Below are 25,522 nucleotides of genomic sequence, written 5' to 3'. Positions count from 1 at the left end.
TCACCCGTCAGCCCGGCCGCCTCGCGCGGCAGGTGAGGCCCGCGCGTGCGTCCCTTCGGAGGGCCGAGGGGACGCACGCGGGGCATCGCCCCAGGTCCGGAACGGTATGCGGCATCATGCCCCGCATGAGCAACTCCGATCACACCGACACCGCAGGGCGCGGCAGACTGGCGCACCGCCTGCTGCCGATGACCGGCCGGGACCCCGACGAGAGCGGGCGCGCGGCCACACCTCTTGAGCTGCTGTTCGACCTGACCTTCGTGGTCGCCGTCGGCACGGCGGCGTCGCAGTTCGCCGAGCTGATCGCGGCCGGCCACACCGTGCAGGCGGTCGGCGCCTTCGTGCTGGCGATGTTCGCCATCACCGTGGCGTGGATCAGCTTCAGCTGGTTCGCCTCCGCCTTCGACACCGACGACTGGCTGCACCGGGCGCTGACCATGGTGCAGATGATCGGCGTCGTGGTGCTCGCGCTGGGACTCCCGGCGATGTACCACTCCGTCGACGAGGGCGACCACCTCGAACTGCGCGTCGTGGTGCTGGGCTACGTCGTGATGCGGGTGGCGATGGTGTGCCAGTGGTGGCGCGCCTCGCGCAGTTCGGACGACTTCCGCTCGGTGGCGCACGCGAACATCCTGTGGACCGTGATCGCCCAGATCGGCTGGGTCGCGGTCGCCTTCGTGAAGCTGCCGCTCGCGGCCGTGTTCCCCTGCGTCCTCGTGCTCGGCGCGCTGGAACTGCTGCTTCCCGTGCTCACCCAGGGCCACGCGGGCGGGACCCCTTGGCACCCACACCATGTCGCCGAGCGCTACAGCCTGTTCGCCATCATCGCGCTCGGCGAGGGCGTGGTCGGCACCGTCGCCTCCTCCGGCGAACTGCTCGGCGGCGCCGACGGCACGGAGTGGACCGGCAACGCGATCGCCGTCGTCGTGGCGGGCGTCGGCCTGACCTTCGGCATGTGGTGGGTGTACTTCGCGACGCCCTTCGGCGAGGTGCTGGAGCACCGCAGGCGCCGCGGCTACCTGTTCGGGTACGGGCACATCCCGCTGTTCATGGGCATCGCGGGCGCGGGGGCCGGACTGCACGTGGCGGGGCTCCAGTTGGAGCACCACTCGAAGGTGGGCGAGGTCGCCGTGGTGCTGTCCCTGGCGATTCCGGTGGGCGTGTTCCTGCTGATGGTGTACCTGCTGCACACCCTGCTGCTGTCCGCCGCCGACGCCTTCCACCTGCTGCTGATCTCGCTCACCCTCGCGGTGCTGCTCGCCGCCGTGCTGCTGGCCGCCGCCGGTGTCGCGCTCGCCGTGTGCCTGCTGGTGGTGATGCTGGCCCCGTTCGTGACCGTGGTCGGCTTCGAGACGGTGGGCCACCGGCACCAGCAGCGGATGCTGGAGGACCTCGCGGGACGGGCCCGCTGAAAGCCCACGCGCGGAGGGCGCGTACGGAGGCCGCGTACGGGGGCGTACGGGGCCGCGCGGGCTGTCACGCGGAAGCTGTTATGCGGGAACGGCATCGAACTGCGCATTCCAGTCTTGGACCACATGAGTCGGCTCGGGCAGTGTGACCGCACCCCTGCAAGCAGACCGGAGGTCAGTCCAGCCCATGCCCCGTACCACCACGCTGCGCGGTTCCCTCGCCGCTCTCTGCGCCCTCACGCTCGTGCCCCTCGCCGCCTGCACGCAGGAGGCCGACGGTGCCCCGGCCCGGGACACCACGGACGCCGCCTTCAAGAAACTGGAGGGGAAGTACGACGCCCGGCTGGGCGTGTACGCCGTGGACACCGGGTCGGGGCGCTCGGTCTCGTACAACGCGGACCGGCGGTTCGCCTACGCCTCCAGCCACAAGGCGTTCTCGGCAGCGGCCGTGCTGCGCTCGCACAGTGACAAGGAGCTGGACAAGAGGCTCCACTACACGCGGGACGAGGTGCTGCCGCACTCCCCCGTCACCGAGAAGCACGTGCGGGACGGCGTCACCGTGCGGCAAGCCGCCGCTGCCGCCGTCCAGCACAGCGACAACACCGCGGCCAATCTGCTCTTCGAGGAGATCGGCGGACCGAAGAAGCTGGGCGCCTTCCTCGCCGGGCTCGGCGACGGCACCACCCGCGTCAGCCGCGTCGAGCCCGACCTGAACGAGGCAGCGCCCGGCGACACACGGGACACCACCACCCCGCGCGCCTTCACCGAGGACCTGCGCAAGGTGGCCCTGGGCAAGGTGCTCGGCAAGGGCGACCGCGCCCGGCTCCTGCACTGGATGGGCGACAACAGCACCGGCGCGACGCTCACAGAGGCGGGCGTGCCGAAGAGCTGGAAGGTCGCGGGCAAGAGCGGCGGCGGCCGCTACGCCTCGCGCAACGACATCACCGTCGTCACGCCTCCCGGCCACGCGCCCCTCGTCATGTCGATCATGTCCCGGCGCGGCGAGCGCGACGCGGCGTACGACGACAAGCTGATCTCCTCGGCCGCGCGCACGGTGGCGGACGAGCTCTCTTGACACGGGGTCTCCCGAGGCGGCTCTCCCGATACGGCCGCTCCCGCGCGGAGTTCACACCTACCGGGTGACGAGAACCCCTCGGCCGCGCGCCACCCTCGACCCCACCATCGACGTACGGCTGAGGGGGTGGCGAGGATGGCCGAGGGAGCCTCGACCGGGAGGCTGCACACGGGGTACGTGCCCGCCGACGCCCCGGCGGCCGACCCGCGGGTCACCAGGATGTCCGTCAGCGGCGTCGTCTTCGCCGCCATCGCGCTGCTGCTCGGCGGGCTGTTCCACGCGATCCTGGGGCTCGCCGTGATGATCGACGACGGCATGTCGGAGCCGCCGCGCAGCTACCTCTACGACTGGAGCTCGCAGGGCTGGGCGTGGCTGCACCTGGGCTTCGGGGTCGCCGCTGTGGCCGCCGCGCTGAACCTTTTCAGCGCCCGTCCCTCCGCACGCGTCATCGGCATCGGGGTCGCCGTGCTCAGCGCGGTGAAGAACTTCTTCTTCGTGCCGTACTCCGGCGTGTGGTCGGCGGTCATCATCGGCCTCGACGTGCTGGTCATCTGGTCCCTGACCCGGTACGGGCCCGAGCAGGCGCGGAAGGTGTACGGGGCTCAGCCGAGGTGAAACCGCCGGGCGCGCCCCGCACCGCGCGCGGCGCGCGGCGCCTCGCGGGACGGGTCGCCCGGCAGCTCGCCGGCATCAGCGTGCTGGACATGGCGACCCGCCTCGCCGCGCAGGCGTTCCTCACCGCGCTGCCGCTGCTCTTCGTTCTCGCGAGCTACTGCCCCGACTCCGTGCGCGAGCAACTGCGCGCCTCGCTGCGGGAGTTGCTGGGCGCGGGCGGCGCCGCGATGCGGCAGATCGACGCCGTGTACGCGGGCACCGCGCGCTCCCCCGAGGCGTGGGGAGCGGCGAGCGCCGCGGTGGCCCTCGTCTCGGCGACCGCGCTCACCCGGGTGCTCCAGCGGCTGTGCGAGCGCTCCTGGCACCTGCCGCGCGCGGGAGCCCGCACCGCGGTGTGGCGGTGGGTCCTGTGGCTGCTGGTGTGGGCCGCGGCGCTGGTCTTCCAGGGCGTGCTGCGGAACGGGTTCGGCGCGGGTGCGGTGCTGGGCGTGCCGCTCAAGGCGCTCGCGGCGGTCGGCCTGTGGTGGTGGACCCAGCACCTGCTGCTGGCCGGGCGCGTGCGGTGGCTCCCGCTGCTTCCCGGCGCGCTGCTCACGGGCGTCGGGACCACGGCGTTCGCGGCGACCTCGGGCCTGTGGATGCCGCGTTCGCTCCAGCAGAGCGTGGACCGCTTCGGCCTGCTCGGATCGGTCTTCACGCTGCTGTCGTGGCTGATCCTCTTCTGCGCCGTGGTGGTCGTGGGGATCGCGGTCGGCCAAGTCCTCGCGTACGAGGAGCGGTTGAGGCGCAGGCTGGGACCGCCGGAGGGTCTGGAGGCCGAGCCGGGTGCCCTGTGAGCGCGGGCTCCCAGCGGGCCCGGGTGCTCTGTGAGCGCGGATGCCCTGCGCGCGGGCGCCCTCGCGGGCGGCCCTCAGCCCGCCGCCGTGGTGATCCGGCCGTCCTTCGCGGCGCGGGCCAGCGCGTCGTGGTCGCTCTCGTTCTGGTCGGCGTACCGCTCGGCGAACTCCGCGACGGCGTACTCGAAGCTCTGGCCGCGGCCCAGGTAGGCGGCGATGGCGATGCGGTCGCCCGAGCGCGCGTGGGCGCGGGCCAGCGCCGTGCCGCACACCTCCCCGAACAGCCGCATGGTGCGCGGGCTCATCACGTCGGCCTGCGGGATCGCCTTCCAGTCGCGCAACTGGCGTACGTAGAAGTCCCGTTGCCGCCCGTCGATGCCCTCGACGCGTTCCCAGCCCAGGAAGATGTCGCTCGCCGCCTGCATCAGCCGCTGGCCGGTGACCACCCGTTCGCCCTGGTTCTGGAAGCCGGGGGACGCCGTGTGCGGGGCGAGCACCGACTCCCCCGCCTCCTTGGCCTGGAGCAGCAGCGGGTCCTCCTCGTCCCTGCCGAGCAGCAGGATGATCCAGCACCGGGTGCCGACGCTGCCGACCCCGACGACCTTGCGGGCCATGTCGACCACCCGGTACTGGCGCAGCAGCGATGCGCGGTCCGCCGACAGGCTGTGCGCATAGCGCTCGACCAGCCCGCGCAGCTGCCGGTCGAGCCGGTGCCTGTCGGTCTCGGGCAGCAGGTCCGACGCGGGCACCACCAGGGGCGGGTCGGCCGCGATGCGCCGGGCGCCGCCGAGCCGGTGGGTGAGCCTGGCGTACGCCTGGAGGTGGTCGCGGCTGCGGGCCCTGGTCAGGGTGCGGGACAGCCGTTCGCGTGCCTTGGCCCCCAACTCCCCCGCCATGGCCGTGTACAGCTCGTCGGCGTCGGTGTGCGCGTACCACACCTCCAGGTGCCGCATCCCGGAGAAGCCGATCATCGCCTCGCGGTAGGAGCGGACCGCGGCGCGCAGCACCGCCGCGCGCTGCTTGTCGGTGAAGCCGTTGGCGCGCCCCGCCACGGCGAGACTCGCGGACAGCCGCTTGACGTCCCACTCCCAGGGCCCCGACAGGGTCTCGTCGAAGTCGTTGATGTCGAAGAGCAGGTGCCGCTCGGGCGAGGCGAGCAGGCGGAAGTTCAACAGGTGCGCGTCGCCGCACAGTTGGGCCGTCAGGCCGGTGGCGGGCGTGCCGGCCAGGTCGGCTGCCATCAGCGCGGCCGCCCCGCGCAGGAAGCGGAACGGCGACTCCAGCATCCGGCCGTAGCGCAGCGGCACCAGCTCGGGCACCCGGGACGCCGAGTGCTCCTCCAGCACCGACACCGGGTCCGGCCTGCCGGGCCGCGGGGCGTACTCCGCGTGGGCCGCGCGCGGCACCCGGGTGCGCACCGCCTTGCCGTGGGCAGCGCGCTCTCCTGCGGTACGCGGAGGGTTCCCGTTCCAAGTCATGGCCGACGCACCCTTCTGAGGCGAGGGTTGAGGCCCCGACCCTCGCGCGCGCGGAGCGGCGGGGCATCACACGCCGGGGGTGATGCCGACCCGCCCTCCGCGGCCCATACCGGAGTGTCATGACGTCCGTTCCGGGGCTCCTCATCGCCGCGTCGGTGGCGCTCTACGCGCTCCTCTCCGCGCGCGCTGCCGCGGCCGCGATCTCGGGTCCGATGGTGTTCGTCGCCGTCGGCGTCGCACTGGGGCCGCCGGGACTGGGCTGGATCAGCCCCGTACGCGACGCGCAGACGGTGGAGACGCTGCTGGAGACCGCGCTGGTGCTGGTGCTGTTCGCGGACGCGGCCGCGCTCAGGTTCGGGGGGCTGCGCCGCGGCAGGTTCCTCCCCCTGCGGCTGCTCGCGATCGGGCTGCCGCTCACCCTGGCGCTCGGCACCCTGGCCGCCTGGCCCCTGCTGCCGGGGCTCGGCTTCTGGGAACTCGCGCTGGTCGGCACCGTCCTCGCGCCCACCGACGCGTCGCTGAGCCGGCCCGCGATCGCCGAGCCCCGGGTGCCACCGCTGGTGCGCCAGGGACTCAACGCGGAGAGCGGACTCAACGACGGCCTGGCCGTGCCGTTCTTCGTGATCTTCCTGGCGGCGGCCGCCGGGAGCGGGCAGCACGGCGAATCCCCGGGCGTGGGCGAGGTGTTCGTCCGCGCGCTGCTGCTGTCCACGGTGTGCGGCGCGGTGCTCGGCCTGCTCGGCGGCTTCGGCCTGGCGCGCTCCCTGCGCCGCCGCTGGACGGGCGCGGAGTGGGTGGGCATCGTGCCGGCCGCCGCGGCCCTGGCCTCGTTCGCCGCTGCCGACGCGCTGCACGGCAGCGGCTTCATCGCCGCGTGGGTGGCGGGGCTGGCCTTCGCCGCCGCGTACCGGAAGGGCGCGCGGGAGCCCGTACGGGAAGCGCCCGCCGCTCACCGCGCACTGCCCCGCGTCGGCGAGGTCGCCGGTCTCACCGACCAGTTGGGCGCGCTGGCGACCATGCTGTCCTTCTTCGCCTTCGGCGCGGTGCTGCTCGGCCCGGCGCTGGAGGAGCTGACCTGGCGCATGACGGTGTACGCGGTCCTGAGCCTCACCGTCGTGCGGATGCTCCCGGTGGCGCTGTCCCTGCTGCGCTCGGGGCTGGCCCGGCCGACGGTGGCCTACCTCGCGTGGTTCGGCCCCCGCGGTCTCGCCTCGCTCGTGCTGGGCCTGCTGGTCGTGCACGAGGAACTCCCCGGCGGCGGGCAGGTGTCCGCCGTGGTGGCCGTCACGGTGGGCCTCAGCGTGCTGGCGCACGGCGTCAGCGCGGGGTGGCTGGCGGCGCGTTACGGCCGCTGGTACGCGGGGGCCGCCGCCCGCGCGCCGGGGGCCGCGCTGCGGGAGAGCGTGCTGCCCGAGGACGAGGAGGGTGAGGGGCGGCCGGGACCTGAGCGGCCCGGCCCCGAGCAGCCGGAGTCCGAGGGGCCGGAGCCCGAGCACCCGAGTTCCGGACAGCCCTGAGCAGTTGCCCCCTGCCGCCGGGCGGTCCGCGCGCGCAAGCGAGGAGCCCGGGGCTCCCTCGCCCCCGGGCTCCCGCTCTCCCGACGCGGAAAGCTCACCTCACAGGTTGTCAGCCTCCTGTGGGCCGTAGGTGACCAGCGCCCAGATCACCAGCACGTCCAGGGCGATGATGATCACCGACCAGACCGGGTAGTACGGGATGAAGAAGAAGTTCTCCACCGCGCTCAGCACGGCCACCACGATGCCGACGATCCGCGCCCACAGCTTCCCGGTGAACAGGAAGAGGCCCGCGGCCACCACGACGACGCCGGACACCAGGTGGAACCAGCCCCAGGCCGTCACGTCGAACTTGTACACATAGTCGCGTCCGAGCACGTAGAACTGGTCGTCGAGGATCGCGGCCAGCCCGAGTATCGCGTGGTACGAACCGATCACGACCATCACGCACACCGCGAACGCGATGCCGCCGACCGCCAGCGGCTTGGGGCGGTGCCCGCGCGCCACCGGTCCCCGTCCTGGTGAGGTCTGCTCAGCCATGTCCTGTACCTCCTCCTCATGGCTCCCCGTGGGGCGGCACGGCGTCTCCTGGGGCAGCCCCGGTTCGGGGCAGCATCCCGCCGTGCGCCCGGCGCCGTGGTCACCCGCCGCGGATGATTCCGCGCGGCGGCGTACGCGCGGGCATGCCCGCTCCTCACCCCCGGGAGGTGATGCGGGTGCCGGGGCGTCGGGGGCGGAATGGAGCGGCACGTGCGGACCGCGGCGCGGGAGGTGCAGGCATGGGCGGGACAGAAGGGGCCGAAGCACCGGGCGGCGGCGGTGAGTTCGAGATCCGCATCAGGGGCACGGTCAGCGGGTCGTTCCAGGAGGCCTTCGGCGAGCTGGCGGTCACCCGGCATCCGGCCGAGACGGTGCTGCGCGGTGCGGGCCTGGACCAGGCCGCGCTGTACGGCATCCTCGACCGCATCCAGTCGCTCGGGCTCGAACTGGTCGAGGTGCGGAGGCTCCCGCCGCCCGAGGGCGCGGGCGCGGGCTGAGGCGTTCGCCGTGCACCCGCGCGCCCGGGATCAGAGCAGTTCCAGCTCGCGGGCCCGCCGCACAGCGGCCGAGCGCCGGGTCACCTCCAGCTTGCGGTAGACGCTCTTGAGGTGCGTCTTGACGGTGTTGACCGACAGATACAGCTCGGCGGCGATCTCCTCGGTGGTCATGGTCCGCGCCAGGTACGCGAGCACGTCGCGCTCCCGCCCGCTGAGCGTCCCGGCACGCCCCGCACCCCGCCCCTCATGCCCCTCAACTGAGCGCCCTGGGGCGGGCGTTGAAGCCGCGCCCGCCCCCGTACGCGGCTGCCGCTCGGCGGTCGCCACTGCGGCGCAGGCCAGGTGCACGGCACGCTCCAGCGCCTGCGCCGGCGCCGCGGGCCAGACTCCGGTGGCCGCCGCGCACAGCCCGCGTACCGCCTCGACCGTGGGCGGCGCGCCGCGCTCGCACAGCGCCACCGTCTCCCCGGCCGTCACCAGCAGGGCGGCGACCGGCGGATCGGGCAGCGCGCGCAACGCCGCCTCCCCGCGGTCGATTTCGGGCCGCGCCCGTACGGCGTCGCCGCGGGCCAGCGCCGACCAGGCGCACACCGCGTGGAGCGCGGCGCGGGAGCGGTCGGCCGGTGACGGCGGGGGCATCGCGGGACTTTGCGCGCGCGCCGCGAGGTCGGCGGCCGAGCGCATGCGGCCGCGCAGCGCCTCCAGGAGGGCGAGGCCGACGAGGCAGTCGCGGCGCAGCGGTCCGCCGCCGGCGGGGCCCAGGGCCTTGAGCGCCGCGAGATACGCCCGTTCGGCGCCCTTCGGCCGGCCCCGCCGCAGCTCGGCGTCGCCGCGTACGCACAGCACGAGCGCGCCCAGCTCCGGGTGGGCCTCCCGGGGCCCGGGGCGCAGCAGGGCGCCGAGTTCCTCCGCCTCGGCCGCCGCTGCCAGCGCCTCCTCGGGGCGCCGTGAGCGCTCGGCCTCCGTACGGATCACCGCGCGGGTCAGCCGCGCGGCCACCCCCGGCCCCTCCCGCGAAGGCTCGTCTCCGCGTACGCCCTCCCCCTCGGCGCCGTCCTCGGCGAGAGCTTCGAGGGCCGCGAAGGCCGCATCCGCCTCCCGCAGCGCGCGGTCACAGCGCTCCGCGTCCCCCTCGCCCAGCGCCAACGCGGCGGCCACCAGGGCGGGTTCGGGCTCGGGCCGTACGGGATGCGGGGCGGCGGTCGTGTCCTGGGCGAGGCCCTCCGCAGCGGAGTCGGTCGTGGGCCCCTGCGCGAGCGCCCGCGTGAGCTCGCGGGCCAGCTCCTGGGGCAGCCGCTCTCCCGTCAGCCCGAGGAGCGTGCCGACGGCGGGGCCGCTCACGGCCAGCCGTGCCGCGTACCGCGGATCGCCCGCGGCGAGCGCGTGGGACAGCGCCTCGGGCAGCAGGCCGTGCGCGGCGAGCCAGGCGGCGGCCCTGCGGTGCAGCCGCGCGATCTGTCCTGGCGCCTCGTGGCGCAGCCGCAGCAGCAGCACGTCGCGGAACATGCGGTGGCACCGGTACCAGCCGTGGCCCAGCGGGTGCAGGAAGGAGTTCTGCCGGACCAGCGCGGCGAACAGGCCCTGGGACTCCTGCCCCGCGACGGCCGCGGCCAGCTCGGCGTTCACCCGTTCCAGGACGCTGATGACCAGCAACTGGTGCCGCAGTTCCGGGGGTTGCGCGTCCAGCACCTCCTCGGACAGATAGCTGACGACGGCCTCCTCGTCCCCGGCGAACCGCCGCACGAACTCCGCCGGGTCCCGGTGTCCGGCGAGCGACATGGCCGCGAGCCGCAGACCCGCCGCCCAGCCCTCCGTCCGCTGGGCGAGGCGGCGCACGGCGGGCGCGGCAAGGGTGACACCGTGCTGGGCGAGCAGCGCCGTCGTCTCCTTCTCGGTGAACGCGAGGTCCACGGTGCGCAGTTCGGCCAGTTCGCCCGCCAGCCTGCGGCGGTGCAGGTGCAGCGGCGGGTCCCTGCGGGAGATCACCAGGAGGCGTACGGCGGGCGAGGCGTGCCGCAGCAGCAGGGACACCTCTTCGGCCGTGGCCGAGCCCGGCTCGGGCTCGAAGTCCTCCAGGACCAGCACCACGGGCTCGGCGCGCAGGGCCAGGCCGTCGGCCACGAGCGCGGCGGAGAGCGGCCCGCCCCCTGGTCCGCCGCCCGGGCCGGCCTCGGAGACCCCCGAGCCGGCGCCGGAGAACGGCAGGTCCACGCCGGCCGCGCCCAGTTGGGCCGCCACGCGCGGCCACAGCACGCCGGGCGGCTCGGCGCCGCCGTCGCAGGCCACCCACGCCACGGGGCCCGGCGGCACGGCGGTGTGCGCCCACTCGGTGACCAGCGCCGTCTTGCCTGCGCCCGCGGGGCCGACCACCACGGTCAGCGGTCCGAGCACGCCGCGCGAGAGCCGGGCGACCAGGCGGGGTCTGGGGATCAGCCACTCCGGCAGGGGCGGCGCGGCGGCGCGGGCGTACGGCGCGGCGCCGGGCGCCACCGCGGCTCCTGGCCGAGGGGGCGGGCGGTCCGCCGCGTACTGCCGTTCCGCCGCGAACGGCTGCTCCGCCGCGTACGGTCGTTCCGCGAGCTCACCCATGGCGGCACCTCACTCTCGCGGGAGTGCGGGGGTGGTGCGCATGAGTGTGCCCGCGGGCGGCGCGGGTGCGCCCTTCCCGCGGCCGACTCCTCGGCGGTTTGGCCCGGTCGGCCCCCGCGGGTGCCCGAAGCCCCCGGCGCCCCGGGCCCTTTGGCCCGCCCGGGCCTTGCGCGGGTCAGCCCTCGGACGACCGGTCCCGCGCGCCGGACGACGCGGCGTTCCGCTCCGAGGCCGCCGTCAGCTCCGCCGCCACCGGGGCCAGTGCCTCCGGGGTGAGGAAGCCCTCGGCCAGGGGGACGCCGCCCTCGCCCCGTACCGCCTCCTTCAGCCGCCGGGCCCAGACGTGTTCGAGGAGGACGAAGGCGGCGGACGTGCCCGGGGGCAGCTCGTCGGCGATCTCGCCGAGATGCCACGCGGAGAGGCCGAAGGCCCGCCCCTGGCGCAGCGAGGGCACGTCACGCTCGGCCGTGCGCAGCGCGCCGGGCGCCATGCCCAGCAGCGCGGCGACGGTCTCGCCCATGCCCTCGGCCTGGTAGCCGAGCGCGACCAGCTCCCCGTCCTCTTCCCGCTCCACGAAGAGCAGGTCGAGCACCCGTATCTGCCCGCTCTGCTCCAGGAGTTCGAGCTCCGACCTGATCCCGTCGAACCCGGCGCCGGCGCCGAATCCGAGGGTCAGCATCTGCACCGGTCCCATCGCGGCCACGACGTCTCCCTCCCGACCCCCGTCAGCTCCCCGGCCGCCGCGCTCGGGCGGCGCCCGGCCCGCCTCCATCCAGCAGCCGCACCGCCGGCCCGCACATCACCTCCGCGGGGTGAGGCCCCTCGCCGCGGGCCCCGCGACGGTGTACGGCACGGGCGGCCCCTTCGCCCGTACGCGTCCGACGGCGCGTCAGCAAAGGGGGTGCGGCGCCATGAGCGAGGGCACGAACGGCAGCAGGGGCGAGGGCGAGCCGCCCGGACCCGCCACCACCGAGCTGGAGCAACTCCGCGCCGAGGTCGCCGACCTGCGCACCCGCGTACGCAGCGAGGCCCAGCGCCGCGACTGGCTGCTCTCCCTCCGCCGTGCGCTGGCCGCCGTGCTCATCGCGCTGGTCGCGGTGTGCACGGTCACCTCGGTGGTGGGGCTGTGGGGCGCGCGTACGACGCTGAACACGGACCGCTGGGTGGCCACGGTGGCCCCGCTCCCCCGGGACCCGAAGGTGAACGCGGCCGTGTCCGCGTACCTCACCGACCAGGTCTTCTCCGCGGTCGACGTGGAGCGGCGGCTCAAGCGGGCGCTGCCGCCGCGCGCCGCCTTCCTCGCGGGGCCCGTCACCGACTCGGTGCACGACTACATGCGTACGTCGGTCTCCCGGCTGCTCAAGAGCGACAGCTTCCAGGACCTGTGGCGCGGCGCCAACCGCGCCGCACACGCCCGCCTCGTCGCCACCCTGGAGAACAAGAACGGGAACGTGCGCGTCCAGGGCTCGACCGTCACCCTCAACCTGCTGCCGATGACCAACAACCTCCTCACCGCGCTGGAGGCCCAGCTCCCGCAGCTCTTCGGCAAAAAGCTCGACCTCCCCACGCTCACCTCGGGCGAACTGCCGCCCGCGCTGCACCAGAGGATCGAGAAGGCGCTCGGGGTGCACCTGCCCAAGGACTTCGCGCAGATCACCCTCTACGACCGGCACCAGCTCGCCCAGCTCCAGGACGCCGTGCTGCTCTTCAAGCGCGGCCTCGCCGGCCTGGTCGCGGGCACGGTCGTGCTGCTGGGCCTCGCCCTGTGGGCCTCCCCGCACCGCCGCCGCACGCTGCTCCAGCTCGGCCTGTGGCTGGCCGTCACGGTGACCGCGCTGTCGGCGGTGCTGCGCGCCGTGCGGGACCAGATCCTCGGCCAGGTACCGAAGGGCGTCTACCGGGACGGGGTACGCGAGGCCCTGCACCACCTGTTCGCGGTCCTGCGGGACCGGGCCGACCAGCTCCTGTGGTTCGGCATCGCGCTGGCCGTGCTGATGTACGCGATCGGCCCCGGGCGGCTCCCCAGCGCGGCACGCCACGGCGCCTCTCAAGGGGCCCGCGCCACGGGCACCTTCGCGGCGGCCACGGGAAAGCGCCTGGCCTCAGCCGCCGAGATCCGCGCCCGTACCCGCGCGCACGCCGACGTGCTGCGCGTCGGCGGCGCCGTGCTGGCCGCGCTCGTCGCCCTGCTCCTGTCCTCGTGGACGGGCCTGCTGGTGGTGGGCGCGCTGCTGGCCGCGTACGAGATCGCCGTGACACTCCTCGCGCGGGGCCCTGACCGGGACACGGCACAGGGCACGGCCCTGGCCCCGGAGCAGGGCACCGAGCGGGGCTCACCCACCGCAGGTGAGGACCCCGTACCGGCCCGGCCGCGACACTGAGCCGCAGCCGGTCCGCAGCCGGTCCGCAGCCGAGGAGAGGAGCGCGGGCATGGGGACGCAGACGGAGGGCGCGGGCCCCGGGGCCGTCGTCGACGCGGAGGGGCGCGCGCGGCTGTGGGGCCCGTATCTGAGTGAGCGTCAGTGGGGCACGGTGCGCGAGGACTACAGCGAGGACGGCGAGGCCTGGACGTACTTCCCGCACGACCACGCGCGCTCCCGCGCCTACCGCTGGGGCGAGGACGGGCTCGGCGGCGTCTGCGACGAGAAGCAGCGGCTGTGCCTGGCGCTCGCGCTGTGGAACGGGCGCGACCCGATCCTCAAGGAGCGCGCCTTCGGCCTGACCAACGGGGAGGGCAACCACGGCGAGGACGTGAAGGAGTACTACTTCTACCTGGACAGCACGCCCAGCCACTCCTCCATGCGCTACCTGTACAAGTACCCGCAGGCGGCGTACCCCTACAACGACCTGGTGACCGTCAACGGGGCCCGCGGGCGCGGCGACTTCGAGTACGAGCTGCTGGACACCGGCGTCTTCGCGGACAACCGGTACTTCGACGTGACCGTCGAGTACGCCAAGGCGGGGTACGAGGACCTGCTGATGCGGATCACGGTGGAGAACCGCGGGCCCGAGCCGGCGACCCTGCACGTGCTGCCGACGCTGTGGTTCCGCAACACCTGGTCCTGGCGCGAGGGCGCGGCGAAGCCGCACATGGCGGCGGCCGAGGGCCCCGGGGGCATGACCGCCGTGCGCGCCGATCACCCCGAACTGGGCGCGTACGAGCTGCATCTGGTCGACGACGCACCGCTCCTCTTCACCGAGAACGAGACGAACAACGAGCGGCTCTTCGGCACCCGCAACGCCTCCCCGTACGTGAAGGACGGCATCGGGCGCCGCGTCGTGAACGGCGAGGAGGGCGCGGTCAACCCCGCGCGGGAGGGCACCAAGGCGGCGGCGCACCATGTGCTGACCGTCCCGGCCGGCGGGTTCGCGACGGTGCGGCTGCGGCTCTCGCGCGCGGGCACGGTGACCGATCCGGCGGCCGGCTTCGACCTCGTCCTCCGCGACCGGAGGGCCGAGGCCGACGCCTTCTACCGCGGGCTGACCCCGGCCGGAGCCGGCGAGGACGAGGCGCGGGTGCTGCGCCAGGCGCTCGCCGGAATGCTGTGGTCCAAGCAGTACTACCTCTTCGACCTGGAGACCTGGCTCGCCGAGCACGGCCTGGACCCGTGGAGTCCGCCGGAGCTGCGGAGCGCGGTGCGCAACCGCGCGTGGTTCCACATGACCTGCGACGACGTGATCTCCATGCCCGACACCTGGGAGTACCCGTGGTTCGCGGCATGGGACCTTGCCTTCCACTGCGTGGCGCTCTCGGTGGTCGACGCCGCCTTCGCGAAGGACCAGCTGGAGCTGCTGCTGCGCGACCCATATCTGCACCCCAACGGGCAGATCCCGGCCTACGAGTGGAACTTCGGCGACGTCAACCCGCCCGTGCACGCCTGGGCCGCGTACTTCCTCTACAGCCTGGAGGAGCGCACCACGGGCCGCGCCGACCACGCCTTCCTTGAGCGGGTCTTCACCAAGCTGCTGACCAACTTCACCTGGTGGGTCAACCGCAAGGACCCCGGCGGCCGCAACGTCTTCCAGGGCGGCTTCCTCGGTCTGGACAACATCGGCGTCTTCGACCGCAGCGCGCCGCTGCCCACGGGGGGCTCGCTGGAGCAGGCGGACGGCACCGCGTGGATGGCGCTCTACTGCCAGACGATGCTCCAGATCGCCGCCGAACTCGCCGAACGGGACCCGGCGTACGAGGAGTTCGTGCTGCGCTTCACCGAGCACTTCCTGTGGATCGCCGCCTCCATGGACCGCGTCGGCGACCTGCCCGACGAGCTGTGGGACGAGGAGGACGGCTTCTTCTACGACGTGCTGCGGCTGCCCGCCGGCAACGCCACCCGCCTGCGCGTGCGCTCCATGGTCGGCCTGCTCCCGCTGTGCGCCTCCACCGTCTTCCGGCCCGGACAGCTCGAGCGGATGGCGGGGCTGCGGGAGCGGCTGCGCCGCTTCGCCGAGCGGCACCCCTCGCTGTCCGCGCCCGTACAGGCGGCCCAGGCGGGCGCCGAGGGCGGGCCGCGGCTGCTGTCGGTGGTCGACGAGAAGAAGCTGCCGCGGATGCTGGAACACCTGCTGTCCGAGGAGGAGTTCCTCTCCCCGTACGGGATCAGGGCGCTCTCCCGCCGCCACGCCGACCACCCGTACGTCTACCGGCTCGACGGCCGTGAGCTGCGGGTCGGCTATCTGCCGGCCGAGTCGGACTCGGGGATGTTCGGCGGCAACTCCAATTGGCGGGGCCCGGTGTGGTTCCCGGTCAACGCGCTGATCATCCGCGGGCTGCTCAACCTGTACGCCTTCCACGGCGACGACTTCACGGTGGAGTGCCCCACGGGTTCCGGCAACCGCATGACCCTCTTCGAGGTGGCCCAGGAGCTCTCGCACCGGCTCACCCGCATCTTCCTGCGGGACGAGGAGGGCCGGCGCGCGGTGTACGGGGGCATGGAGACGTTCCAGAACGACCCGCACTGGCGCGATCTGATCCTCTTCCACGAGTACTTCCACGGCGACAACGGCGCGGGCCTTGGCGCCGCGCACCAGACCGGCTGGACGGGCCTGGTCGCGGCCCTGATGACGGTCTTCGGCACTCTCGCGGCCGAGGACTTCGCGCCCGCCGCACCGGTGGAGACGCCCGCGCCCCCGCAGGAGGCACCATGACAGCGCTGCCGGCCCAGCCCGTCGTGTACGAGGTCAACACCCGGGTGTGGATGGGGGAATGGGCGGCGCGGGTGGGCCGCCCCGTGGACCTCGGCGCCCTCCCTTCCGAGGCGTGGGACGAGATCACCCCGCACGGCGTGGACGCCGTCTGGCTGATGGGCGTGTGGGAGCGCAGCCCGGAGGGCCGGGACATCGCGCTGCGCAACGCCCCGCTCCGGCGCTCCTTCACCGACGCGCTGCCCGACCTGCGCGAGGAGGACATCGCGGGCTCGCCGTACTGCATACGCCGCTACGAGCCGGACGCGGCCCTCGGCGGCGACACCGGCCTCACCGTGGCGCGCGCCGAACTCTCCTCGCGCGGCGCGGGCCTGCTGCTCGACTACGTGCCCAACCACGTCGCGCCGGACAGCCCGTGGGTGCGCGAGCACCCCGAGCACTTCGTGCACGGGACGCCGGAGGCGCTGCGCCTGGACCCCGCCTCCTTCCTGGAGGTCGGGGACCACGTCCTCGCGCGCGGCCGCGACCCCTTCTTCCCGCCGTGGCCCGATGTGGTGCAGCTCAACGCCTTCGAGCCGGGGATGCGCGCGGCCACGGCCGATCTCCTCGCGCGCATCGGGGAGCGCTGCGACGGGGTGCGCTGCGACATGGCGATGCTGCTGATGAACGACGTGTTCGCCAAGACCTGGGGGCAGAGCGCGGGCGCGCCGCCCGAGCGGGACTTCTGGCCCGAGGTCATCGGCGCCGTACGGGAGCGGCACCCGGACATGGCCTTCCTCGCCGAGGCGTACTGGGACCTCGAATGGGCCCTCCAGCAGCAGGGCTTCGGCTTCTGCTACGACAAGCGGCTCTACGACAGGCTGCTGCACGAGGGCCCGGCGTCGGTCGGCGCGCATCTGCTGGCCGGCGAGGACTACCAGCGCCGCCTCGTACGGTTCCTGGAGAACCACGACGAGCCGCGGGCCGCCGACACCCTCGGCCCCGGCAAGGAGTGCGCGGCCGCCGTGCTGAGCGCCACGCTGCCCGGGGCGACGCTGTGGCACGAGGGCCAGTTCACCGGGCGCAGGGTGCGGCTGCCGGTGTTCCTGACCCGCCGCCCCGAGGAGCCGGAGGACGGCGAACTGCGCGTGTTTTACACGCAGTTGCTCGCCGCGGTGCACGACAGCGGCATGCGCACCGGCCGGTGGCGCCTGCTGGAGTGCACGGGCTGGTCGGACAACCCCACGCACCAGTCGGTCCTGACCTGGTACTGGTCCGGGCCCGCCGGGCGCTTCGTGGTCGCGGTCAATCTGTCCGAGGGGCCGGCGCAGGGGCGGATCCCGCTGCCCGCGGAGGAACTGGCGCCGGGCGCCTGGACGTTGCACGACCTGCTCAGCGGCGCCTCGTACGAGCGCCCGGCGGAGGAGCTGGTGGGCGCCGGGCTCTACGTGGGTCTCGAAGCCTGGGGCGCCCACCTGTTCACGCTGCGCCAGGCGTGATCCTGGCGCGGCGCGACGCTGCGACCCGCCTACGTTCCGCTCGCGGCGGCCTCTTTCCCGCCCCTCGGCAGGAAGGAGGCCGCCGCGAGTCCGCCGAGCCCGACGACCGCCAGCACGACCATCGCCGCCGTGTAGGCGTGGTTCGTGAACTCGGCGACCAGGATCGTGCCCGCCACGGCCGTGCCCAGCGAGGAGCCCAGGTTGGACACGCTGCGCGACAGGCCGGAGATCTCGCCCTGCTGCCCCTCGGGGAAGGCGGACTGCACCACGTTCACCGAAGGGGTCAGCATCGCGCCGCAGCCCGCGCCGATCAGGAAGAGCCCCGGCGCGGAGGCCCACGGGCTCGCCGTGCCGCCCGCCATGGCCAGCAGCACCGCGATGCCGCCGACCGTGATCGCGAACCCGGCCATGATCAGCGTCCGTTGCGCCCGCCGCTTCGCGAACCGCTCGGCCGCCAATGAGGACGCGAGCAGTCCCACGGTCGCCGAGGTGAAGATGACGCCGGACTCGATCGCGTTGTAGCCGCGCACCACCTGGAGGTAGGCCGACACCACGAAGGAGACGCCCATCAGGAGCAGCCACTGGATGTTCTGGGTGACCAGGCCGATGTTGGACACCCGGCTGCGGAACAGGCTGGTGGACAGCAGCGGTTCCTTCCCGGCGCGTTCCTTCGCGCGGATCGAGCGGAAGAACCACACCAGCACCAGCGCGCCACCGGCCATCAGCCCGGCCATCAGCCACACGTTGTTGTCGGTGGCCAGGATCCCCGACACGACGAGGATCAGGCCGACCGCCGAGAGCACCGTGCCCTGGACGTCCAGCGCGGCCGAGGGCACCGGCGGCAGCGGGTCCTCGATCCGTCGGCTGAGCAGCACGATCACCACGATCACCAGGGCCTGGAAGAGGAAGGCGTAGCGCCAGCCCAGCGTGGAGGCGATGAGCCCGCCGATCAGCGGCCCGGCCGCCGCGCCGACCCCGCCCATCGCCATGATCGAGCCGAACGCGCGGGCCCGCGAGGCCACATCGGTGAACAGCAGCGTGGTGAGGATGTAGACGGGCGGGATGAGCAGCGCCGTGCCGACGCCCTCCAGCACCGAGTTGCCGAGGACGAGCACGCCGAGCCCCGGCGCCACCGCGCTCAGCAAGGCGCCGGCGCCGTAGACCACAAGTCCCACGACGAGACAGCGCTTCCGGCCGTAGCGGTAGGTCAACTTGCCGCCCGGGATCATCAGCGCCGCCATCACCAGCAGGAAGATGGTGATCGCCACCTGCACGCCCTGCGGGGTGGTCCCCAGGTCCTTGCTGATGTCGCTGATCATCACGTTCATGTTGGAGCCCGCGAAGCTGCAGATGAACTGCGCGAGCGCGAGCGGGATCAGCACGCCCCGCGCCCCCGTCCCCGCGTACTGTCCGCGCGCGCTTGTGCCGGTCATGGGCGCACACCTCCCGTGGTCGTGTCGCGGCGCCGCCCGGCGCCGCCGGAACGCGCGCCGCGCGGCGGGCGCAGCCCCAGCGCGAGCAGCCGCCGCCAGTCGGGCCGCGGGCGGGGCGGGGGCACGCCCGGCCGGTTCCGCGGCACCAGCACCCGCAGGGCGCCGGGCCGCACGACGCAGCGCACCGGCACGGGGAGGCTCAGCGCCTCGCCGTCCACGCCCACGGGGATCTGCTCGGCGTCCGCGTACACCACCACTTCGGGCCCGGTGCGCCGCGTCACCCCGGCCGAGCGCCGTCCGCGCAGCAGCCCCGCCGCCTGCGCCGCGCTGGAGACGGTGACGCCGACGACGCCCAGCACCCCGGCGTCCAGGCGGGCGCGGCGGCCGAGCCCCGACAGGTCGCCGAGCCCGTACGGGTTGTTGCCGACCAGCAGCGCCTGCGGCCCGTCGGCCTCCCACCCGTCCATGCGCGCGGTGAGCCGGGCGCCCTGGTGTCCGGCCAGCACCTCGGGCAGCAGGTCGGCGACCGTACGGGTCTTGCCCTCGCGGTACGAGGCCGACTGCACCACCTCGGCGTAGGCGCCGAAGGAGGCGTTGTTGACGAAGGGGCGGCCGCCCACCGAGGCGAGGTCGACGCGGAGTTCGACGCCCGCGCCCGGGCGCAGCGCCTCCAGGGCGAGGGCCGGGTCGGTGCGGTCCAGGCCCAGGTCGAGCGCGAAGTGGTTGCGGGTGCCCGCCGGGACGACCAGGAAAGGCAGCCCGTAGGTCGCGGCGACCCCGGCGACCAGCGCCTGGGTGCCGTCCCCTCCGGCCACCCCCAGCAGGTCCGCTCCCCCGGTCGCCGCCTCCTCCGCGAGCTGCACCACGTCACGCGTGCCCGGCCCCTCCAGCAGGACCACCTCGGCGCCCAACTCCCTTGCTTTTACGTCGAGTTGGAAGCGCGCCACCTTGCCGCCCCCGGAGCGCGGATTCATGAACAGCACGGGCCTGGTGACCGCCCCCGCCGGTGACTCCGGCATCCGCACCGGCATGTCGGCCCGCACCAGCGCCGAGCGCCCCGCGGCGACCGCGAGCAGCCACAGCGCGGCGGAGAGGGCCACCACCCATGCCAGGTGTGCCCGCACGTACAGCACCAGCACCAGCAGCGGGGCCGCCACCGCCAGGGCGACGGCCAGCCAGCGCAGCACCCCGCGCCGGGTGAGCGCCCACCACACGGCGGCGAGCGCGACCACCAGCGCGGCGGCGCCGGTGGCGAGCAGCGCGAGGGTGCGCAGCCCCGCGAAGACCAGCAGCACGAGGGCGGCGCCGAGCGCGGCGGCCAGGGCGGCGCGTGCGGGCCACCGGGGGCCGGGCGTACGGCGCTTGCTGTGCCGGGAACCGTAGTGACGACCGTCCATGAGGACACCTCCAAGCGGCCGGCGGCGTGCCCGCGCTCACTGCTCACCGGGCTGCTCACCCGGCCAGCGGGCGCCGGTCCGTTCGCGGTAGGCGGCGACCGCCGCCTCCACGGTCGGGAAGAAGTGGTGCGGGTCGATGGTGCGGGTCAGCTCGTAGCGCTCGATCTTGCGCCGCACCGGGTCCTTGAGCTCGGCGAACACGAGGCTGATGCCCCGCGCGTTCAGCTCCAGGTCCAGCTCCTCGAGCACGTCGGCCGCCGTGGTGTCCACGTCGGTGACCGGCTCGGCCGCGATCAGGATCCACGCGGGCGGCGGTTCGGCGCGGGTGATCCTGCGCACCTCGTCGCGGAAGGTCTTGGCGTTGGCGAAGAACAGCGGCGCGTCGAAACGGCAGATGACCAGCCCCGGAAGCCGCTCGGCCCGCGGGTAGGAGCGGACGTCGTGGTAGCCCTCAAGGCCCGGTACCCGGCCCAGCACCGCGTGGTACGGGCGCCAGACCCGCCGGAAGACGTCGAGGATGGACAGGCCCACCGCGAGGGCGATCCCGGGCAGCACCCCGAGCAGCGCGACCCCCAGGAACGCCGAGAGCGAGAGCAGGAATTCGGCCTTGCGCTGGTGCCACAGCCGCACCGTGCCGGGGAGGTCGGCCAGCGACAGCGAGGCCGTGACGACCACGGCGGCGAGCGCGGGCTGCGGCAGATCGCGGAACAGCCCCGGCAGCAGCACGATCATGAGCAGGATGAGGGCCGCGCCGACCACGCCGGTCAACTGGCTGCGCGCGCCCGAGCGTTCGGCCACCGCGGTGCGCGAGCCGCTGGTGCTGACCGGGAAGCCCTGGAAGAGCCCGGCGGCCAGGTTGGCCGCGCCGATGCCCGCCATCTCCTGGTTGCCGCGCACCTCCTGCTTGGTGCGGGCCGCGAACGCGGTCGAGGTGGAGATCGTGTCGGCCACCGAGACCACGGCGATGCCCAGCGCGCCCGCGAACAGCGGCCCCATGTCCTCCAGTCCGACACGGGGCACGGTCAGCGGCGGGAAGCCCTCGGGCAGCCGGCCCACCGTCTCGACGCCGTGCCCCTTCAGGCCGAACAGGTACGTGGCGCCGATCGCCAGCACCACCATGACCAGCACGGCCGGCACCTTCGGCAGCCACCGTTGGAGCACCAGCACGAGCACCGTCCCGCCGGCCCCCACCAGCGCCGCGGCGCCCACCGCCTTGCCGTCCGCGAGCCCCCGTACGAATCCGGCGGCCTCGCCCAGCATGTCGTCCGCTTCCACCGAGAAGCCGCACAGCTTCGGCAACTGGCCGATCAGGATGGTCAGGGCCAGCCCGTTCATGTAGCCGATCATGGTGGGCTTGGAGATCAGGTCGGCGACGAAGCCGAGCCGGGCCACCGCGGCGAGCACCATGATCCCGCCGGTCAGCAGCGCGAGCACGGAGGCCAGCGCGACGGCCCGTCCGGGGTCTCCCCCGGAGGCGACCAGCGGCAGCACGGTCGCCGCGATCATCGGCCCGAGCGAGGAGTCGGGCCCGAGCACCAGGATGCGGGAGGGCCCGAAGACCGCGTACCCGAGCAGGCACAGGACCGAGGTGTAGAGCCCGGTGATGGGCGGGAGGCCCGCGAGTTCCGCGTACGCCATGCCCTGCGGGACCAGCAGCGTGCTGAGCACGGCACCGGCGACCAGGTCCTTCACCAGCCACTCGCGCCGGTAGGACGCCACCGCGCGGACTCCGGGCGGCACTTCCAGCATCGGCACCACACCCCCGGCCGCACGCCCCCGCACGCCCCGTCCGCCGCACGGTCACACCGGATGGTCCCGCCGCGCCGGGGACGGCGCCTCACCCGCTCCGGGCGAGAACCCTCACTTTCCGCCGTACGGGACGCCGTCGACGGCCCCCGCCGCCGCCCTGATCGTGACCCCGCCGGCCAGCCCCTGCTGAGGACCCATGTGGCCCGACCGCCTCGCGAACGCCCTGCTGCTCCTGGTCGGAGCGGTCACCTGCTCCCCGGCCTGATCGCCTTCGCGCCGTCCCGCATCGGCACGGCGTACGGTGTCTCGCTCGGCGGACGTGACCGCACCGACCTCACCCTGCTGCTGTGGGGCGGCACGTGTGAGGCTCGGCGACTCGGAGGTCCGCGTCAGCTCCCGTACCCCTCAGCGGGGACTGCGGAGGTCGCGGTCAGCAGCCGTTCCGCGAAGTCCCGGATCTCGCGCGCCGATCGCTCGGGCAGCTCCAGGGCGAAGTCCGCGTCCAGGGAGGCGAGCGGGAGCAGCAGCCACTCCCAGGTGTCCAGGGCCAGGCTCACGCGGGTGCGCCGCGCGGAGAGCGGGACGATCTCGGCGTCCTGGTACTTCAGCGCGTCGGCGACCCGCGCCGCCGGCGCCTCGATCACCAACCGCACCGGTTCCCTGCCCCTGTTGAGCCCCTGGCGCAGATACTCCAGCGCGGAGGCGGCGGGCAGCGTACGCGGACCGTAGCGCTCCCCCGTCCGCAGCGGCTCCGTGATCCGGTCGAGGCGGAACATGCGCCAGTCGCCCCGGTGCACGTCCCAGGCGAGCAGGTACCAGCGCAGCAGGTGGTGCACCTGCCGGTACGGCTCGGCCCGCCGCTCGCTGCGCCGCCCGCGCGCGTCCGTGTAGCCGAAGGTCACCACCTCGCGCTCGGCGATGGCGGCGGCGAGCAGCGCGATGTGCCCGGCGGGAACGCTGGGCGCCCGCTCCCCTCCGGTGTCCAGGCTGGCCCGTACGGCGGCGACGCGCGGGCGCAGCCGCGCGGGCAGGAACTGCTCCAGCTTCCCGTACGCGGTGGCGGCCGCGCCGTCCACGCCCGCGTCGCCCTCGGCCCCCTCGCCCCCGGTCCCCGTCGAGCTGGCCGACGCGAGGGAGGCGAGGGCGAGCAGCGTCGCGACCGCCTCGTCGTCGCCGAGTACCAGCGGCGGCATGGTGCGTCCGGCGGCCAGCCGGTAGTGACCGCCGGGTCCTGGGCGGGTGTCCACCGGATACCCGTAGCCCCGCAGCCGTTCGACGTCCCGGCGCAGGGTGCGCGGGCTGACGCCCAGGCGGCGGCTCAGCTCCTCGCCGCTGAAGGAGCCCCCGGTCTGGAGGGTGGAGAGCAGGGTCAGGGTCCGTTCGGTCACATCCGCCACGTGTCCAGTGTCGGCGGAATGCGGTCAGGATTCGACCGCATCTGGCCGGAGCCTGAGGGCATGGCTCAGCATCTCCACCACGCAGCGCCCCGCGATCACGCCGTCCCCCACATCACCGTCCGCGGCGCCCGTACCCACAACCTCGCGGGGCTCGACCTCGACATCCCGCGCAACCGGCTCGTGGTGTTCGCGGGCGTCTCGGGCTCGGGGAAGTCCTCGCTGGTGTTCCACACGCTGGCCGCCGAGGCGGGGCACCAGCTCAACGAGACCTTCCCGCCGTTCGCCAGGAACCGCCTGCCCAAGTGGCCGCGGCCGGAGGCGGAGCACCTCGGCGGCCTGTCCCCCGTGATCGTGATCGACCAGCGGCGGCTGGGCGGCAACGCACGCTCCACGGTCGGCACGATCACCGACGCCTGGACCTATCTGCGGCTGCTCTACTCCCGCCTGGGCACTCCGTGGGTGGGCGAGTCCGGGCACTTCTCCTTCAACGATCCGGCCGGGATGTGCCCCACCTGCTCGGGGCTGGGCGAGGTCGTGGTCAGCGCGGTGGACCGCTTCCTCGACCAGGACAGGTCGCTCGCGGAGGGCGCGGTCGTGCTGCCGGGCTTCGGCCCCGGCGGGTACTGGTACTCCCAGTACGCCGACATCGGCGTCTTCGACCTGCACACCCCCGTGCGGAAGTGGCCGGAGGAGGCGCGTGCGGCGCTGCTCCACGGGGCCGCCGGGGCACCGGAGTTCGCGGAGCGGCACGGGCTGCCCGCCGCCTACGAAGGCGTCGTCGACCGCTTCGAGCGCATCCACCTGCACACCTCAGACCACCTCTCGGAGCGCAAGCAGGAGGCCATCCGCCGCTTCACGCGCGCGGACGTCTGCCCCGACTGCGACGGGGACCGGCTGAACGCGGAGTCGCGCGCGGTCACCCTGCTCGGCCGCACCATCGGCGAACTGTCCCGCATGGAGGTGGCCGAACTCGCCCCGCTGGTCCGCACGATCGACTCCCCCTCCGTCGCCCCGGCCGTCACCGCGCTCCAGCAACGTCTTGAAGCCATGGACGCCATCGGGCTCGGCTACCTCACGCTGGCGCGCGCCACCACGACGCTCTCCGGCGGGGAGTCCCAGCGGATCAAGATGGTCAAGCACCTGGGGTCCAGCCTGACGGAGATGCTGTACGTGGTGGACGAGCCGACCGTGGGGCTGCACCCCACCGAGGTCGACGCGATGGTCCGGCTCCTGGAACGGCTGCGGGACGGCGGCAACTCCGTGCTGGTCGTCGAGCACGATCCGGCCGTGCTGGCCCGCGCCGACCAGGTCGTGGAGATCGGCCCCGGCGCGGGCGGCGACGGCGGACGCCTGGTGTACCAGGGCCCGCCCTCCGGGCTCCGGCACAGTGACGGCCCCACGGGCCGGGCCCTCGCCCGCCGCCGCCCCCTCAAGCGGAGCCCGCGGCACGCGACCGGCCACCTCACCGTCGCCGGGGCCTCCCGCAACAATCTGCGCGAGGTCACCGTGACCCTCCCCCGCGGGGTGCTGACGGCGCTGACCGGGGTCGCCGGGTCGGGGAAGTCCAGCCTCGCGGCGGAGGTGGCCGCGCAGCACGAGGCGGTCGTGGTGGACCAGCGGCCCGTCGCGGCCAACCGCAGGTCCACGCCGATCACGTACACCGGCACCGCCCCCGGAATCCGCCGCCTCTTCGCCCGCGAGAACGGCGTCTCCACCTCCCTCTTCAGCGCCAACTCCGAGGGCGGGTGCCCGGAGTGCAAGGGGCTCGGCGTCCGCTACACCGACCTGGCCTTCATGGAGGGGCAGGAGGTCGTGTGCGAGGTGTGCGGGGGTCGCCGCTTCACGCCCGAGGCCCTGGCGCACACCGTGGCCGGGCTGTCGATCGCCGACGTGGACCACCTCACGGTCACCGAGGCCATGGACCGGCTGCCCGAGCGGTCGCTGCGCACCGCGCTCGCACGCCTGGCGGACGTGGGCCTCGGCTACCTGCGCCTGGGCCAGTCCCTCAGCACGCTCTCCGGCGGCGAATGCCAACGCCTCAAGATCGCAAAGGAGCTGCACGAGCAGCGCAGCCCCACCGTCTACATCCTCGACGAGCCCACCACGGGCCTCCACCGCAACGACATGGACACCCTCCTGCACGTGCTGGACAGACTGGTCGAACAGGGCCACACGGTGGTCGTGATCGAGCACAACCCGGACGTCTTCACCCAGGCGGACTGGCTGATCGACCTGGGCCCCGGAGCGGGCCGCCACGGCGGCCGAATCCTGTACGAGGGCCACGTGACGGATTACAGGGGCTACGACACCCCGACATGCGAGGCGCTGGAGCGGTACGCGGAGAGGGGCGGGGCGGAGGCGGGCTGACGGGCA

The 25,522-nt window shown here is 74.1% G+C and carries 18 protein-coding genes; 10 read left to right on the top strand and 8 right to left on the bottom strand.

Features of this window, described 5'->3' with window-relative positions; translation table 11 throughout:
- Window positions 1-188 precede the first annotated feature (188 nt).
- From ABEE00_RS28570 to ABEE00_RS28555, 4 genes are all read left to right on the top strand, one after another.
- A complete protein-coding gene (locus tag ABEE00_RS28570; protein WP_451918690.1) occupies window positions 189-1,412 on the top strand; it encodes a low temperature requirement protein A in 1,224 nt (407 codons plus the stop codon).
- Window positions 1,413-1,596: 184 nt separating this feature from the next.
- Entirely contained in the window at window positions 1,597-2,484 is an 888-nt protein-coding gene (gene bla, locus ABEE00_RS28565; RefSeq protein WP_345748602.1) for a class A beta-lactamase, read from the top strand.
- Between the two features lie 135 nt (window positions 2,485-2,619).
- A complete protein-coding gene (locus ABEE00_RS28560; RefSeq protein ID WP_345748601.1) occupies window positions 2,620-3,099 on the top strand; it encodes a DUF7144 family membrane protein in 480 nt (159 codons plus the stop codon).
- Window positions 3,096-3,935: a YhjD/YihY/BrkB family envelope integrity protein gene (locus tag ABEE00_RS28555; protein ID WP_345748600.1), complete on the top strand. Its 840-nt coding sequence runs from the start codon at window positions 3,096-3,098 to the stop codon at window positions 3,933-3,935. Before ABEE00_RS28560 ends, ABEE00_RS28555 begins: the two co-directional genes overlap by 4 nt.
- 74 nt (window positions 3,936-4,009) lie before the next feature.
- On the opposite strand, the gene ABEE00_RS28550 is transcribed toward ABEE00_RS28555, so the two are convergent.
- On the bottom strand, window positions 4,010-5,413 hold the full coding sequence (locus ABEE00_RS28550; protein WP_345748599.1) for a DUF2252 domain-containing protein: 1,404 nt from the start codon (window positions 5,411-5,413) through the stop codon (window positions 4,010-4,012).
- Between the two features lie 119 nt (window positions 5,414-5,532).
- On the opposite strand from ABEE00_RS28550, the gene ABEE00_RS28545 reads away from it, so the two are divergent.
- The gene (locus ABEE00_RS28545) at window positions 5,533-6,930 is read left to right on the top strand and encodes a cation:proton antiporter (RefSeq protein ID WP_345748598.1); all 1,398 of its coding nucleotides are present in this window, start codon (window positions 5,533-5,535) and stop codon (window positions 6,928-6,930) included.
- A 99-nt stretch (window positions 6,931-7,029) separates the two neighbouring features.
- Here ABEE00_RS28545 and ABEE00_RS28540 read toward each other — a convergent pair whose 3' ends face one another.
- Window positions 7,030-7,467 (bottom strand): DUF7144 family membrane protein, encoded by a 438-nt coding sequence (locus ABEE00_RS28540; protein WP_345748597.1) that lies wholly within the window; start codon window positions 7,465-7,467, stop codon window positions 7,030-7,032.
- 239 nt (window positions 7,468-7,706) lie between these two features.
- On the opposite strand from ABEE00_RS28540, the gene ABEE00_RS28535 reads away from it, so the two are divergent.
- On the top strand, window positions 7,707-7,964 hold the full coding sequence (locus tag ABEE00_RS28535; RefSeq protein WP_345748596.1) for a hypothetical protein: 258 nt from the start codon (window positions 7,707-7,709) through the stop codon (window positions 7,962-7,964).
- A 30-nt stretch (window positions 7,965-7,994) separates the two neighbouring features.
- Here ABEE00_RS28535 and ABEE00_RS28530 read toward each other — a convergent pair whose 3' ends face one another.
- Both ABEE00_RS28530 and ABEE00_RS28525 read right to left on the bottom strand, forming a co-directional pair.
- Window positions 7,995-10,553: a winged helix-turn-helix domain-containing protein gene (locus ABEE00_RS28530; protein WP_345748595.1), complete on the bottom strand. Its 2,559-nt coding sequence runs from the start codon at window positions 10,551-10,553 to the stop codon at window positions 7,995-7,997.
- A gap of 175 nt (window positions 10,554-10,728) precedes the next feature.
- On the bottom strand, window positions 10,729-11,247 hold the full coding sequence (locus tag ABEE00_RS28525; RefSeq protein ID WP_345748757.1) for a DUF1269 domain-containing protein: 519 nt from the start codon (window positions 11,245-11,247) through the stop codon (window positions 10,729-10,731).
- A 217-nt stretch (window positions 11,248-11,464) separates the two neighbouring features.
- On the opposite strand from ABEE00_RS28525, the gene ABEE00_RS28520 reads away from it, so the two are divergent.
- Genes ABEE00_RS28520 through ABEE00_RS28510 form a run of 3 tightly spaced genes read left to right on the top strand, consistent with a single transcriptional unit; the run spans window position 11,465 to window position 17,173 of the window.
- A complete protein-coding gene (locus ABEE00_RS28520) occupies window positions 11,465-12,934 on the top strand; it encodes a hypothetical protein (protein WP_345748594.1) in 1,470 nt (489 codons plus the stop codon).
- A gap of 49 nt (window positions 12,935-12,983) precedes the next feature.
- Window positions 12,984-15,698, top strand: a complete 2,715-nt coding sequence (locus ABEE00_RS28515) for an MGH1-like glycoside hydrolase domain-containing protein (protein WP_345748593.1) — start codon at window positions 12,984-12,986, stop codon at window positions 15,696-15,698.
- Window positions 15,695-17,173, top strand: coding sequence for an alpha-amylase family protein (locus ABEE00_RS28510; protein WP_345748592.1), 1,479 nt, complete (start codon window positions 15,695-15,697; stop codon window positions 17,171-17,173). The genes ABEE00_RS28515 and ABEE00_RS28510 overlap by 4 nt, the downstream gene beginning before the upstream one ends.
- A 29-nt stretch (window positions 17,174-17,202) precedes the next feature.
- Here ABEE00_RS28510 and ABEE00_RS28505 read toward each other — a convergent pair whose 3' ends face one another.
- From ABEE00_RS28505 to ABEE00_RS28490, 4 genes are all read right to left on the bottom strand, one after another.
- Window positions 17,203-18,606, bottom strand: coding sequence for an MFS transporter (locus tag ABEE00_RS28505; RefSeq protein WP_345748591.1), 1,404 nt, complete (start codon window positions 18,604-18,606; stop codon window positions 17,203-17,205).
- Window positions 18,603-20,003, bottom strand: coding sequence for a diacylglycerol/lipid kinase family protein (locus ABEE00_RS28500; RefSeq protein ID WP_345748590.1), 1,401 nt, complete (start codon window positions 20,001-20,003; stop codon window positions 18,603-18,605). Before ABEE00_RS28500 ends, ABEE00_RS28505 begins: the two co-directional genes overlap by 4 nt.
- 36 nt (window positions 20,004-20,039) lie before the next feature.
- Entirely contained in the window at window positions 20,040-21,752 is a 1,713-nt protein-coding gene (locus ABEE00_RS28495; protein WP_345748589.1) for a SulP family inorganic anion transporter, read from the bottom strand.
- A gap of 389 nt (window positions 21,753-22,141) precedes the next feature.
- Window positions 22,142-23,149, bottom strand: coding sequence for a helix-turn-helix transcriptional regulator (locus ABEE00_RS28490; RefSeq protein WP_345748588.1), 1,008 nt, complete (start codon window positions 23,147-23,149; stop codon window positions 22,142-22,144).
- A 60-nt stretch (window positions 23,150-23,209) separates the two neighbouring features.
- Between ABEE00_RS28490 and ABEE00_RS28485 the strand changes: the two genes are divergently transcribed.
- Window positions 23,210-25,516 carry an ATP-binding cassette domain-containing protein gene (locus ABEE00_RS28485; RefSeq protein WP_345748587.1) on the top strand — a complete coding sequence of 769 codons (2,307 nt, stop codon included), beginning with the start codon at window positions 23,210-23,212 and terminating at the stop codon, window positions 25,514-25,516.
- Window positions 25,517-25,522 lie beyond the last annotated feature (6 nt).

This window comes from Streptomyces odontomachicola (genome assembly GCF_039605595.1).
Taxonomy (GTDB): domain Bacteria; phylum Actinomycetota; class Actinomycetes; order Streptomycetales; family Streptomycetaceae; genus Streptomyces.
The sequence above is the reverse complement of the archived record's forward strand: the minus strand, read 5'-3'. Positions and strand labels throughout refer to the sequence as shown.